Origin of the sequence: Dickeya sp. NCPPB 3274, assembly GCF_000406205.1 — a bacterium.
GTDB classification, from domain to species: Bacteria; Pseudomonadota; Gammaproteobacteria; order Enterobacterales; family Enterobacteriaceae; genus Dickeya; species Dickeya fangzhongdai.
Map to the genome: position 1 here is coordinate 1,292,182 of NZ_CM001979.1, position 12,652 is coordinate 1,304,833.

At 55.7% G+C, this 12,652-nt stretch carries 16 protein-coding genes; 8 read left to right on the forward strand and 8 right to left on the reverse strand.

The genetic code is table 11. The annotated features are described in order from the left end of the window. Positions 1-19: 19 nt before the first annotated feature. Together bcp and DXX3274_RS06520 are read right to left on the reverse strand one after the other, a co-directional pair. Entirely contained in the window at positions 20-487 is a 468-nt protein-coding gene (bcp, locus tag DXX3274_RS06515; RefSeq protein WP_042859132.1) for a thioredoxin-dependent thiol peroxidase, read from the reverse strand. Positions 488-489: 2 nt separating this feature from the next. Further along, positions 490-1,077 (reverse strand): glycine cleavage system transcriptional repressor, encoded by a 588-nt coding sequence (locus DXX3274_RS06520; RefSeq protein ID WP_042859133.1) that lies wholly within the window; start codon positions 1,075-1,077, stop codon positions 490-492. Between the two features lie 147 nt (positions 1,078-1,224). Between DXX3274_RS06520 and dapA the strand changes: the two genes are divergently transcribed. The 6 genes from dapA (at position 1,225) to ypfH (ending at position 7,872) form a co-directional block, all read left to right on the forward strand. Then, the gene (gene dapA / locus DXX3274_RS06525; protein WP_038661016.1) at positions 1,225-2,103 is read left to right on the forward strand and encodes a 4-hydroxy-tetrahydrodipicolinate synthase; all 879 of its coding nucleotides are present in this window, start codon (positions 1,225-1,227) and stop codon (positions 2,101-2,103) included. Between the two features lie 16 nt (positions 2,104-2,119). Then, positions 2,120-3,160: an outer membrane protein assembly factor BamC gene (gene bamC / locus DXX3274_RS06530; RefSeq protein WP_042859134.1), complete on the forward strand. Its 1,041-nt coding sequence runs from the start codon at positions 2,120-2,122 to the stop codon at positions 3,158-3,160. A gap of 248 nt (positions 3,161-3,408) precedes the next feature. Next, the gene (gene purC / locus DXX3274_RS06535; RefSeq protein WP_042859135.1) at positions 3,409-4,122 is read left to right on the forward strand and encodes a phosphoribosylaminoimidazolesuccinocarboxamide synthase; all 714 of its coding nucleotides are present in this window, start codon (positions 3,409-3,411) and stop codon (positions 4,120-4,122) included. Positions 4,123-4,330: 208 nt separating this feature from the next. Then, positions 4,331-4,783 (forward strand): DUF441 domain-containing protein, encoded by a 453-nt coding sequence (locus tag DXX3274_RS06540; RefSeq protein ID WP_038918258.1) that lies wholly within the window; start codon positions 4,331-4,333, stop codon positions 4,781-4,783. Positions 4,784-4,802: 19 nt separating this feature from the next. Beyond that, a complete protein-coding gene (locus DXX3274_RS06545; protein ID WP_042859136.1) occupies positions 4,803-6,821 on the forward strand; it encodes a tRNA(Met) cytidine acetyltransferase TmcA in 2,019 nt (672 codons plus the stop codon). Positions 6,822-7,185: 364 nt separating this feature from the next. After that, positions 7,186-7,872, forward strand: a complete 687-nt coding sequence (ypfH, locus tag DXX3274_RS06550) for an esterase (RefSeq protein ID WP_042859137.1) — start codon at positions 7,186-7,188, stop codon at positions 7,870-7,872. Positions 7,873-8,014: 142 nt separating this feature from the next. Here the strand turns inward: ypfH and DXX3274_RS06555 are convergent, their stop codons facing one another. From DXX3274_RS06555 to DXX3274_RS06570, 4 genes are read right to left on the reverse strand one after another with little or no spacing between them, the layout of a single operon-like run. After that, the gene (locus DXX3274_RS06555) at positions 8,015-8,203 is read right to left on the reverse strand and encodes a YpfN family protein (protein ID WP_022632647.1); all 189 of its coding nucleotides are present in this window, start codon (positions 8,201-8,203) and stop codon (positions 8,015-8,017) included. A 29-nt stretch (positions 8,204-8,232) separates the two neighbouring features. After that, positions 8,233-8,916 carry a M15 family metallopeptidase gene (locus DXX3274_RS06560; RefSeq protein WP_042859138.1) on the reverse strand — a complete coding sequence of 228 codons (684 nt, stop codon included), beginning with the start codon at positions 8,914-8,916 and terminating at the stop codon, positions 8,233-8,235. Then, complete coding sequence (gene dapE / locus DXX3274_RS06565; protein WP_042859139.1) at positions 8,913-10,040, reverse strand: succinyl-diaminopimelate desuccinylase; 1,128 nt, start codon at positions 10,038-10,040, stop codon at positions 8,913-8,915. Before dapE ends, DXX3274_RS06560 begins: the two co-directional genes overlap by 4 nt. Then, positions 10,021-10,404, reverse strand: a complete 384-nt coding sequence (locus tag DXX3274_RS06570; protein WP_042859140.1) for an ArsC family reductase — start codon at positions 10,402-10,404, stop codon at positions 10,021-10,023. Before DXX3274_RS06570 ends, dapE begins: the two co-directional genes overlap by 20 nt. A 231-nt stretch (positions 10,405-10,635) precedes the next feature. Here DXX3274_RS06570 and ypfM point away from each other — a divergent pair, with 231 nt between their 5' ends. Beyond that, the gene (gene ypfM, locus DXX3274_RS24525; protein WP_139348332.1) at positions 10,636-10,695 is read left to right on the forward strand and encodes a protein YpfM; all 60 of its coding nucleotides are present in this window, start codon (positions 10,636-10,638) and stop codon (positions 10,693-10,695) included. Positions 10,696-11,040: 345 nt separating this feature from the next. Here ypfM and DXX3274_RS06575 read toward each other — a convergent pair whose 3' ends face one another. Next, positions 11,041-11,739, reverse strand: coding sequence for an aspartate/glutamate racemase family protein (locus DXX3274_RS06575; protein ID WP_042859141.1), 699 nt, complete (start codon positions 11,737-11,739; stop codon positions 11,041-11,043). 216 nt (positions 11,740-11,955) lie between these two features. On the opposite strand from DXX3274_RS06575, the gene cspE reads away from it, so the two are divergent. Further along, positions 11,956-12,165, forward strand: a complete 210-nt coding sequence (cspE, locus tag DXX3274_RS06580; protein WP_009113827.1) for a transcription antiterminator/RNA stability regulator CspE — start codon at positions 11,956-11,958, stop codon at positions 12,163-12,165. Positions 12,166-12,232: 67 nt separating this feature from the next. On the opposite strand, the gene crcB is transcribed toward cspE, so the two are convergent. Beyond that, positions 12,233-12,616, reverse strand: coding sequence for a fluoride efflux transporter CrcB (gene crcB / locus DXX3274_RS06585; protein ID WP_042859142.1), 384 nt, complete (start codon positions 12,614-12,616; stop codon positions 12,233-12,235). Positions 12,617-12,652: the final 36 nt, after the last annotated feature.

Genomic DNA, 12,652 nt, shown 5'->3' on the forward strand with positions numbered 1-12,652 from the left:
TAATCGGGAAGGAAAGGGCTCAGGCGCCTTTCAGGTAATTCAGCACGATGTCGTGGTGGTTACTGGTTTTGAAATCATCGAACACTTTTTCGATGTTGCCTTCGGCGTTGATCAGGAAACTGACCCGGTGAATACCGTCATAGGTTTTCCCCATGAAGGTTTTTTCACCCCAGACGCCGAACTGTTCCGCCACCTGATGATCCTCATCGGCCAGCAGGGTAAAGTTCAGCAGCTCTTTTTCAGTAAAACGGGACAATTTTTCCGGTTTATCGGTGCTGATGCCAAGAACCTCAACGCCGAACGTTTTCAGTTCGTCCATGTTATCGCGAAGCCCACAGGCTTGCACGGTGCAACCTGGCGTCATGGCCTTGGGATAGAAATACACCAACACCCGCTGTCCCTGGAAGTCGGCCAAATTAACTTGTTCGCCATCCTGGTCGGGCAAGCTAAATTTCGGTGCAATATCACCGGCTTTCAGTGTGGTCATCACTACTCTCCATCTTTCTCTTCGTGCTGTGGATAGTTCACAACGTGTGGATAGTTCACAACGCTAATACTGCCTTGCGCGTGCAGTTCTGTACATAGCTGATGAAAGGCCGGCTCAATAATTGAACCTGCCAGCATGGCCGGGCTGTGCGCCGTAATCTGGATGTACAATTGCGGCGGCGTATCGCCGTCGGCGGGGCGGGTTTTGGACACCAGCTCAGCAATGTTCATTTGATGGGAATCGAACAGATCGGTAAAGCGTTCAATGATGTGTGGTGAGTCAGCGACATCCACCTTAACCCACACGGTGGCTGGCATCGGCGGGCGGGACTGCGATTCGGTACGTTTCATCACGATCAGCAAATCCAGCTCGGCGCCCTTGAGCGGCAGGGTGGACTCGATGAGCGTAATCGCGTTCCAACTGCCGGACAGCAACATGATAAAGGTGAATTCCGTGCCCAGCATCGCAAGTCGGCTATCTTCGATGTTGCAGCCACAACTGCTGACGTGGCGGGTAATCGTATTGACGATACCGGGACGGTCGGTCCCCAACGCGGTAATGACCAGATAGTGTTCTTGTGGGCGCGGCAAAATAGTGCTTCCTGTACAAAATGTTGGGAGTAACATGGTAAACATAAAAAAAACCACCTGCCAAGCGCTGACAACCGCGGTTGCAAGCTTGCTTTTGCATAGAAGTCAAAAGTACCATGAAGCACTTGTTTGTGGAGGGGATGGCCAATGTTTACGGGTAGTATTGTTGCTCTGGTTACGCCGATGGACGACAAAGGTGCCGTTGATCGTGCAAGCCTGAAAAAACTGATTGATTATCATGTCGCTAGCGGAACTTCCGCGATTGTGTCGGTGGGAACCACCGGCGAGTCCGCCACCTTGAGTCACGATGAGCATGGCGACGTGGTGATGCTGACGCTGGAACTGAGCGATGGCCGTATCCCGGTTATCGCCGGCACCGGCGCCAATTCGACCGCTGAGGCGATTTCCCTCACCCAGCGTTTCAACGACACGGGCGTGGCCGGGTGCCTGACCGTGACGCCGTATTACAACAAGCCGACTCAGAACGGCTTGTTCCTGCACTTCAAGGCGATTGCCGAGCACACCGACCTGCCGCAGATCCTCTACAACGTGCCGTCCCGTACCGGTTGTGACATGTTGCCGGAAACCGTCGCCCGTCTGTCGGAAGTCAAAAATATTGTCGCAATCAAGGAAGCGACCGGGAACTTAAGCCGGGTCAGTCAGATCCAAGAGCTGGTTCATGAAGATTTCATTCTGCTGAGCGGCGATGACGCCAGCTCGCTGGACTTCATGCAACTGGGTGGCGACGGCGTGATTTCCGTGACAGCCAACATCGCGGCCCGCGAAATGGCGGCGTTGTGCGAGCTGGCGGCGCAAGGGAATTTCGTTGAAGCCCGCCGTCTGAATCAGCGTCTGATGCCGCTGCATCAGAAACTGTTTGTTGAACCCAATCCGATTCCGGTGAAATGGGCCTGTAAGGCATTGGGATTGATGGCGACCGACACGCTTCGTCTGCCGATGACGCCGCTGACCGATGCCGGTCGCGACGTGATGGAGCAGGCCATGAAGCAGGCGGGTCTGCTGTAACCGTTAGGGAGATTTGATGAGTTCTTCATTGCAAAAGTCGATGGTGGCAAAAGTTGTCGGTGTTTCGCTGATCATGTTGCTGGCCGCCTGTACCAGCGATCAACGCTACAAGCGTCAGGTTAACGGCGATGAATCCTATCTGAAAACCCCCGAGCACCGGGCGCTGAATGCGCCGTCCGGTCTGATTCTGCCGGTGCAGAATGGGGATTACGAGGTTCCTCCGGTCAACCAGAATGGGCTGGTAGGCAAGGCGCTGGATATTCGTCCGCCGATGCAGCCATTGGCTTTGTTGAATGGTTCCCGCGGTCAGGTGTCCGGCAATAGCGCTACGCTGCTGCTGGAAAACAATGCGCGCAACAGCAGCCTGTGGGCGGTGCTGACGCAGGTTCTCCAGTCAAAAGGCTATACGATCGCCAGCCGTCAGGACGCCAGCCGGACGCTGACGACCGATTGGGTCAACTGGAAGCGTGAAGACGAGGATGTGGCGCATCAGGCGCGTTATCAGATAAGCCTGCAGACGCAGGGGTATCAGCTGGCGCTGACCGTGAAACTGCTGGATCTGCAGCAGAACACCAGCCCGGTGACGGAGCGCAGCGAAATTCAGCGTTATACCGCGCTGATGCTCAATACGCTGTCCGACGAACTGGACAAACGTCTGAACGATAACGATAGCGCGCAGGCCAGCCGTAACAGCCAGCAGCTGAATGTCCAGAGCGGCGCCGATGATTCCGGCCTGCCGTTGCTGGTGGTGCGCGGTTCCTACAATCAGGTATGGGACCGTCTGCCGAAGGCGCTGGAGAAGATCGGTATGACCGTCAGCGATCGCAGCCGTCCGCAAGGATCGGTGTCTGTCAGCTATAAGGCGCCGGGCAGCGGCACCTGGAATGAACTGGGCGCGCACGATCCGGAATTGTCGAACGGGGATTACAAACTGCAGGTCGGCGATTTGGGTAACCGCAGCACGCTGCAATTCATCGATTCAAAAGGGCATACGCTAAGCCAGTCGCAAAATGATGCGCTGGTCGCCGTGTTCCAGGCCGCGTTCAGCAAGTCGTAAAACGCAATAATATATACCCAAATAATTCGAGTTGCAGGAAGCGGCGACGCAGCGAATCCCCAGGAGCTTACTAAGTAAGTGACTGGGGTGAGCGAGGAAAGCCAACGCACCTGCAACTTGAAGTATGACGGGTATAAGGGTCGGGTTCTCCGGCCCTTCTTCATTTGTCATCAACGTGATGGATTTATCAACACGTTCAATTAACGGGCCCGGTGCGGGTGGCCCTTACTTGTGTGGAGTAATGAAAGATGCAAAAGCTAGCTGAGTTGTATCGCGGAAAAGCGAAAACGGTCTACACCACGGAAGATCCGGATCTGCTGGTGCTGGAGTTCCGCAATGATACGTCAGCAGGGGATGGCGCTCGCATTGAGCAGTTTGATCGTAAAGGGATGGTGAACAACAAGTTCAACCACTTCATCATGACCAAGCTGGAAGAGGCCGGGATCCCGACCCAGATGGTGAGTCTGCTGTCTGACACCGAAGTGCTGGTGAAGAAGCTGGAGATGGTGCCGGTCGAGTGCGTGGTGCGTAACCGCGCGGCAGGTTCGCTGGTTAAACGTTTGGGCATCACCGAAGGTGAAATCCTCAATCCGCCGTTGTTTGATTTGTTCCTGAAAAACGACGCCATGCACGACCCGATGGTGAATGAGTCCTACTGCAAGACCTTCGGCTGGGTAAGCGAAGAGAATCTGGCGCGGATGAAAGAACTCAGCTACAAAGCCAATGACGTGTTGAGCAAGCTGTTTGGCGACGCGGGTCTGATTCTGGTGGACTTCAAGCTGGAGTTCGGTCTGTTCAAAGGCGAAGTGGTGCTGGGTGATGAGTTCTCGCCGGATGGTAGCCGTCTGTGGGACAAAGAAACCCTGAACAAGATGGATAAAGACCGTTTCCGTCAGAGCCTGGGCGGCCTGATTGAAGCCTACGAGGAAGTCGCACACCGTCTGGGCGTTAAACTGGACTAACAGCGCAATCGTTTACGTTCTGGCAGGCGGCCTTCGTTTCCGGTTGCCAGAACGAATCTGTCGTCTGATGACGGCAGCAGACTATGAGTATCTCCCCGAATCCGCCGCCGGTTTATCCCAGGCCGCGGTGCAGCCGCTATGCTGTCCCTGTTCAATGAGTGTTATTATCTCCCGCCTACGTGTTGACTGATTTCGGCAAGGATGTTTCATGGCCTTTTTTGACCCGACTCTGCTTATTTTACTGGCGCTGGCCGCTCTCGGCATTATCAGCCAGAACATGACCGTTACGCTGGCTATTCTGTTTTTGGTGGTGGTACGCATTACGCCGCTGAATCACTATTTTCCGTGGGTGGAAAAATATGGTCTGTCGTTTGGGGTGCTGGTGCTGACCATCGGGGTGATGGCGCCGATTGCCAGCGGCAAGATTTCCGCCGGCGACGTGTTCTACTCTTTTTTGCACTGGAAATCGCTGCTGGCCGTGGCGATCGGCGTAGCCGTATCCTGGCTGGGCGGACGCGGGGTGACGTTGATGAGCAATCAGCCGTCGGTGGTGGCCGGCCTGTTGGTCGGTACCGTGATGGGCGTGGCATTGTTCCGCGGCGTGCCGGTGGGGCCGCTGATTGCTGCAGGGTTGCTGTCGCTGTTGATCGGCAAAGGCTAAGTTTTCTTCGGGGCGCGTCGTGGAGTCTTTTGTTGTCAGCCAGCAATATCAGCAGCGTTACGGCATTCGCCGTCTGCTGGTACTGAACGGCCGGTCCAACTGGTGCTGCGCTCAGGCGCAGCGCCTGAGCGCCTTGTTGCCCGGCGACTGGCTGTGGGTCAGCGCGTCGGCGCCGGAAGGGGCTACGGCGATAGCGCCCCGGAACGTGCGTGGCGTGCTGGGTCGGGAGTTTCTGCATGCGGTGTTCGATGCCCGCGATGGTCTGGATGCGGAGGCGCTGGCGATGCTGGCTGGCGCGCTCCGGGCCGGCAGCTGGCTGCTCCTGCTGGCGCCGGAGTGGCAGCGCTGGCCCGATTGCCCGGATGCGGACAGCCTGCGCTGGAGCGAGCAACCGGAGCCGATAGCCACCCCCCGATTTATTCGGCATGTGCAGCACCAGCTGTTGAGCGATGACGAGGTTGTGCTGTGGCGCCAGCAGGATGCCGAGCCGGTGATAGCGCTTCCCCGTCGCCGTTCAGACTGGCAGCCCGCCACCGGCGAAGCGACCGCCTGTCAGCAGGCTATATTACAGCGATTGCTGCACACCTCCTGCGCGGTGTCCGTGATCACCGCGCCGCGTGGACGCGGCAAGTCGACGTTGGCTGGCATGCTGGCGCGTCAGTGTCAGGGCGCCTGCTGGGTGAGCGCGCCGTCGCGCGCCGCCGGCGAGATCCTGCTGCGTCAGGCCGGAGACGCGGCAACGTTCTGGGCGCCGGATGCGCTGTTGGCGTTCTGTCGGCAACATGGCGCACCGCCGGTGGAGTGGTTGTTGATCGATGAGGCGGCGGCGATTCCTGCCCCGTTATTGCAGGCGCTGTTGCCGTTTTTCCGTCGGGTGGTGATGACGACCACGGTACAAGGGTATGAAGGGACGGGGCGTGGTTTTCTGCTGAAATTCTGCGCGTTGCTGCCGGACTGGCAGGCTATTGAACTGACGGCGCCGCTACGCTGGGCAGAGCAGGATCCGCTGGAGAACATCGTCGATCGGGTGATGCTGTTTGACGCCGAAAGACAGGTACCGGAACGGCTGCCGGGGTCACCGGCGATTCGGCTGGAGCGGCGCGATGACTGGCTGAGTCAACCTGAACGCCTTGCCGGGTGTTATGGGTTGCTCTGCAGCGCCCACTACCGCACTTCACCGCTGGATTTACGCCGCCTGCTGGATGCACCCGGCATGCATATCGCCAGCGCCTGTGTCGAAGAGCAGGTTGGCGGCGTTATCTGGCTGGTGGACGAAGGCGGGTTGCCGGAGACGCTGGCGCAGGACGTCTGGGCCGGGCGACGTCGACCGAGAGGAAATCTGGTGGCGCAGTCGCTGGCGGCGCACGGCAATCAGTGGCGGGCGCCGGTATTACGGTCACGCCGCATCAGCCGGATTGCGGTGCTGGCGGCGCAGCGCGGTCACGGGATCGGGCAGGCGCTGGTCCGGGAACAGCAACAACGGGCGCAGCAGGAACAGCTGGATTTTCTGTCGGTCAGCTTCGGTTTTCAGCCAGCATTGTGGCGGTTCTGGCAGCGTTGCGGGTTTCAACTGGCGCGTATCGGCAGCCATATTGACGCCAGCAGCGGGTGTTACAGTGCGATGGCGTTGCTTCCGCTCAGCGAAGCGGGTAACGCGCTGGCGGCGTCAGCATACCGTGAACTGAGCCGGGACTGGTTCTGGCTGCGGCGTGATATCCCATTGGCGCTGAATTTGCCGCTGGTGGAGGATCAGTCGCTCACGGCGGACGACTGGTGCAATCTGGTGGGATTCGCTATGGCCCACCGTCCGCCAGAAGCCTGTCAGGGGGCGCTATCACGCCTGATGATGCGATCGCCGATGGCATTAATCGCCTTGCGGCTATGGCTTGAGCAAGGCCGAAGCGTGGCGGAGTGCGTTCATCAGCTTCAACTGGCGGGGAGAAAGGCGCTGGTTCAGCGCTGGCGGGCGGAAGCGATTCAGGCGCTGCGCCAGTTGGACGAAGCCGAGTGGCAACGTTGGCATTATCTTGTTTTATAAAGAAAACTGTTTTATCGCGAGAATGGGAATGTTTTTATAACGAGAATGGTTTTATAGCGAGAATGGTTTTATAGCGAGAATGGTCCTATAGCGAGAATGGTCCTATAGCGAGAATAGTGTCATAGCGACAGAAGTGGTTTCCTTTTCAAAATTCATTTCAAGTGGTAGCGATCACAATTTTGTAGCTTGGACTGTGATTCAGCCAGCCGATTTCCTGCATTCATATACACTGATCCTGATACAGGATAATGGAATGACTTGTTCAATAAACCTCAATATTGACCCGCTATCGAGGGGCGTATAGTGACAACTGGAATTTTTTGAACAGACGGTTTCCCCTGAAGGTAACCGCAGGAGAGGCGATATGAAGCATGACTATTTTGTGGTGCAAAATCCACCTTCACCTAAGCAGTTGTTTTTGCTATTTCATGGCGTGGGCGACAATCCGGTTTCCATGGGGCAGATCGGCCGTTATTTTGCCGAGGCGTTCCCTATGGCGCAGGTTATCAGCGTTGGCGGTCCGGAAGCGATTGGTCTGGGCGAAGGACGCCAGTGGTTTTCGGTACAGGGCGTCACCGAGGATAATCGCGCCCGTCGCGTCAACGCCATTATGCCGCGGTTTATCGAGACCGTTCGCTACTGGCAGGAAACCACGGGAATCGATTATTCCCACACCGCGCTGATCGGTTTTTCTCAAGGGTCGATCATGATCCTTGAGGCATTGAAAGCGGAGAAAAATCTGGCCGGGCGGGCTGTGGCGTTTAGCGGTCGCTTTGCCGCGTTGCCGGAGCAACCGCTGTATGATGTCGTGGTTCACCTGATTCATGGCGAGGAGGATCCGGTGATTACGGCGGATCACGCTCGTCAGGCCGCACAGAGTCTGCGTGCCCTGGGGTCGGATTTCACGTTGGATCTGGTGCCGCATCTGGGGCATGCCATTGACGGTCGTATGATGGATAACGCGCTGGATCGGCTGCATCATTACATCCCGAAACGCTTCTGGGATGAGGCGGTGATGGGCGCGCGCGGCGAACTGGTGGCATTTCGCTAACCGGCTGGCGGTTCGTTAACCGAGTGACATTTTGTTAATCAACTGACAGTACGCTTACCGCTATAAGCAAGACGGTCGCTATAAAATAAGAAGGCCGGGTCGCCATCGGGCGACCCGGCCTCATGGTTTTCAGCGTGCGGGGTCAGGGCTTTTTCTGCGGCCAGTCGTCTTCGTCGTCCCACTGCGCATTATTGTCGCGGTGCGGCGGCAACGGCGGTTTATCATGCAGAAAACGTTTATGATCAAGGCGGCTCAGTTCCTTGATGCCGTTGACCAACATTCCCAGCAACACCAGCAGTATCACCCACCAGTAATCAGCCAGCCATCCCATGGTTGTTCCTCATATACAGATATCCCGTGTTAACGGGGTTGTTGTGCCTCAACAGACAGTATAAAGCGCTGGAACAGCATCGGCAGATTCGGCTCCAGCCAGCTCCGGCCGGCAATGTCTTCGCCTTGCCAGGCTTGCAGAATATGTTCCGGCGTTAACTGAGCCATGGCGAGACGGGCCAGCGGCGCATAGCTGAGATGCCAGGGCTCAATGGCGATGCCGCCGCTGTCCCGCGCGAACGGCCGGTAAAAGCCGAATGCGGCCATGTGTTGCGTCAGCCAGTCGCTGAGTTCGGCAAAGTAACCGCCCGGCTGATATTCCCAGGGCTCCAGTTGCAGTTTTTGGCCGGCGGGCAAGCGGTCGGGGTCATAAATATCCAGATCGCTGCCCCAATGGTGACGGCTACCGCCCGGCAGCGCCGACCAGCGCAGGATCGCCTCGCAACGCGCGCCTTCATCCAGCGCGAGCGCGTCTAGCGGCTGGCTGTGTTGATCCAGCAACGGGCGCTGACCGGTAAACTTGCCGTTCCAGATTTGCCGCTGACGCTCAAAATCCCGAAACGTACTGGCGGGTTGTAGGTTGAATCCATCTTGCCGCGCCGCCTGCTGCATGGCTGTAAACGCCGTAACCGCTTCGGGTTGCAGGCGATGCGACCCGCTTAACGTCACCAGATGACGGTCGCTTTTGCCGGTCAGACAGGCGGAAGAGATCATGCGATCAATTGCTCCATAACGCGTTGATACATGCGGCTCAGCAGTTGCAGGTCGGCGGCGCTGACGCACTCATTTACTTTATGAATGGTGGCGTTGACCGGCCCCAGTTCCACCACTTGCGCGCCCATGCGGGCAATAAAGCGGCCATCCGAGGTGCCGCCGGTCGTCAGGAGCTGTGGGGTGATTTCGCTGTAATGTTCAACGGCGTTGACCACCGCATCCACCAGTTCGCCGCGGCCGGTCAGGAATGGATGACCGGACAGTTGCCATTCCAGCGTGTAATTAAGCTGGTGACGATCAAGCAGGGCTTTGACCTGCTGTTTAATTAGCTCGTCGGTCAGCTCAGTGCTAAAGCGGAAGTTGAATTGCACGTATAGCTCGCCAGGAATGACGTTATTGCTGCCGGTGCCGGCGTTAATGTTGGCTATCTGCATGCTGGTGGGTGGGAAGAATTCGTTGCCCTGGTCCCAGACGGTCGCCACCAGTTCATTCAGCGCCGGCATGGCCCGATGCACCGGGTTATCCGCCAAATGCGGATAAGCGACATGACCCTGAACGCCGTGAATCCGCAGATTGGCGGTGATAGAGCCGCGCCGGCCGTTTTTCACTACATCGCCGACCCGATCGGTGCTGGACGGTTCGCCGACCAGGCAGTAGTCCAGCCGTTCCTGACGCGCCGTCAGGGTTTCCACGACCTTGACGGTGCCGTTGACGGCGCTGGCTTCTTCGTCGGAAGTGATAAGAAACGCCAGTCGACCCTGATGATTGGGGTGCGCGGCGACAAAACGTTCCGCCGCCACTATCATCGCCGCCAGCGAGCCTTTCATGTCCGCCGCGCCGCGACCGTACAACATGCCGTCCCGAATGGCGGGTTCAAACGGCGGCGTCTGCCACTGGCTATTGTCACCGACAGGCACTACGTCGGTGTGACCGGCGAACGCCAGCGTTTTTCCCTGACCGCGCCAGGCCCAGAAATTTTGGGTATCGCCGAAATCCAGCTTTTCGACGATGAAGCCGATGGCTTGCAGGCGTTCAATCATGAGCGCCTGGCAGCCAGCGTCATCCGGACTGAGAGACGGGCGTTTGATGAGCTGCTGGGCCAGTTCAATTACCGGGCAAGACATGTGAGGTGTTCTCCGTAAAAAATTGCTGATAGCTGTCGTCGCTGAAACCGAGCAGGGTTTTTCCGTCAGCGGTCTCCAGCAGCGGGCGTTTGATCAACGCGGGTTGCTCCAGCATAACAGTTTTTGCCGCCGCTTCATTGTCGATGGTGTTACGGTAGGCTTCTTCCAGTTTACGCCAGGTAGTGCCCCGGGTATTCAGCAGCGGTTGCCAGCCTGTGCGATCGATAAAGGATTGCAGACGTTCTTCTTCCAGCCCGTCGACCCGATAGTCATGAAAACGGTAGTCAATCTGATGGTCTTCCAGCCAGCGACGGGCCTTTTTTATGGTGTCGCAATTCTTAATGCCGTACAGGATGATGGCCATATGTTTAAAATCCGTTATTTTTCATGTCATAAGGGGAAAAAAGCATACAACATAAACGCCGGATACGGCAGAGTATTAAAATTATCTTAAGAAATCATGAGGTTGGGTTGATTGGCTATGTTGCGGAAATGCGAAAGAGAGCACATTTTTGCGCCCCAAAGTCTTTATCTTGGTCAAAAAAGAAGCGTATAATAACCCCGTAAGACAACAAATCTCTAAGGAGCTACCATCATGATCGAAGTCGAACTCAACAACTGGAAAAGCTTCATCGACGCAATGCTGCGTAAGTAATTGCTGATGTATTTAGACTAGTACAATTTTATTTACTGTCATTAGTCACCAGGTCCCTAATTGAGTACCGCCAAAGCAGCAACCCACGGGTTGCTGCTTTTTTTATGTGATAAGGACTGGCTTTAATGGACTGATTTTTAAAAATTAATTTTCGCTTAAGGTGAGTGTGTTATTCATAAACTCCCTCGTTTTACCCCGTTTTTTTCTTCTCATTTTTGTGATGAGTATCTCAATCTTTCGCTCATGTTTTTCGATCTGCTGCCGGGGATGATGGTGGCTAAATGAGGAAGCCTGAGTAAATAAAAGAGGCTATTATTTGCCGTTGCTTGCCTTCACGAGCGTGACCTATTGACCCAAAGCAAAGCGTGCCGCTGCCAGCGCGTGCAGTTGCGTGGTATCCAACTGCGGGATCATCGCATCATCCGGGCGGATCAACAGTGGTAATTCGGTACATCCTAATATTACGCCCTGCGCGCCGTTTTGCTGCAGCTCGGCAATGATACGGCAGAGAACCTGACGAGATTCATCGCGAATCTGCCCAAGGCAGAGTTCATCGAAAATGATGCGATTGATTTCATCTCGTTGTAGCGGGTCGGGTATCAGCACCTGGATGCCGAAACGCTCAGTCAGGCGGCCGCGATAGAAGCTCTGCTCCATGGTATAGCGGGTGCCCAGCAGCGCGACGGTAGCGAGTTGTTGCCGCTGTATTTCGGCCGCGGCGGCGTCAGCGATATGGATTATTGGCAACTGACAACGCTGTTCGACCTGGTCGGCGACTTTATGCATGGTGTTGGTACAGATGACGATTGCCTCTGCGCCAGCCTGTTTCAGGCCGATGGCGGCCTCTGACAAGTAATCGGCCGCGGCATCCCAGTCGCCGGAAGACTGCATTTTTTCGATGTCATAAAAATCGACGCTATGCAGCAGCAATCGGGCGGAGTGTAGCCCGCCTAATGTCTCTTTCACATATTGATTGATGATACGGTAATAAGGCAGGGTCGATTCCCAGCTCATACCGCCAAGTAACCCCAGCATTTTCTGCATAGTTGTTTAGGATGACCAAAAAAAGTGGCTAACTGCGTGTAAGATACCAAATAATGTGGTTGTGGCTTACAAATATGCGGAGTGAATGGAGTCAGTTCGCTTTTTTATCATGTTTTATCACTTTTTGGTGATGTTCGGCTGGACAAATGCGCCGCTACTTGCTGTACTGTATTTGACACAGATTTTGTGTCGTTCATTCATGTAAAGGTAAGTTTGATGTCTAAGATTAAAGGTAGCGTTAAGTGGTTTAATGAGTCCAAAGGATTCGGTTTCATTACTCCGGAAGATGGCAGCAAGGACGTATTCGTTCACTTCTCTGCTATCCAGAGCAACGGTTTCAAAACCCTGGCTGAAGGTCAGCGCGTAGAGTTTGAAATCACCAGCGGCGCTAAAGGACCTTCTGCTGCTAACGTTATCGCTATTTAATTATACCGATTTCCTGAAAAACCCGCCGAATGGCGGGTTTTTATTTTGTGCCTTCCTATCTTATCTCTCAGTGGGCGCTCAGCCAGCCCACCAGCGCAAACGCCAGCGCCGTCATGATCAGCGAACCAAACAGATTGAGCAGCAGATTGAACAGCGCTGCGGTCCACTCGCCGCTCTGCAGCAAGGCAACCGTTTCGTAGGAAAAGGTCGAGAACGTTGTCAGGCCGCCGCAAAAACCGGTTGTGAGCAACAGTTTCCAGTGTGGCGGAAGGTCGGGCTGGCGCATGAAATAGCTCATGGCCGCGCCGATAATGAAGGCGCCGATCAGGTTGGCCATCAGTGTGCCGGCGGGAATCTGGGGAAACAGGTTATTAAAGCGCACGCTGAGTTGCCAGCGCGCGACACTGCCAATCCCGCCGCCAATAAAAACAGCAAGTAACGTACTATACATAGTCACCTTTTCATCCAAGGGTAAGTTGGGCTAATC